This window comes from Trebonia kvetii, assembly GCF_007827045.1.
Lineage (GTDB): Bacteria > Actinomycetota > Actinomycetes > Streptosporangiales > Streptosporangiaceae > Trebonia > Trebonia kvetii.
Map to the genome: position 1 here is coordinate 1 of NZ_RPFW01000084.1, position 255 is coordinate 255.

The following is a 255-nucleotide window of genomic DNA, read 5'->3' on the forward strand; positions in this document are numbered from 1 at the left end:
TTCCGACTGGTTGAAAAAGACGGCGAGCTTGACCTCGCGGGTGCGGGCGCGGCCGTCTTCGCCCCTGCCTTCCCGGCCCGCCGTCTCCCTGGCAGTCATCGGGACGCCGGTGCCGTCGATCACGCCGTAGAGCATGTCCGGGGCCGGCCGCAGCGGCAGCGGGACCAGCTTGCGGGCGGCGGTCAGCGCCGCCCGCTCGCGGTCCCGCGCTGCGTGCGCGGCGCCGCTGGCCTCGGCAGCGCGCTCGGTGCGCTT

At 75.7% G+C, this 255-nt stretch carries 1 pseudogene; it reads right to left on the bottom strand.

Going from position 1 to position 255, the window contains the following annotated elements:
* Positions 1-255: pseudogene (locus tag EAS64_RS43075) on the bottom strand (ISKra4-like element ISDesp4 family transposase); the annotation flags it as partial.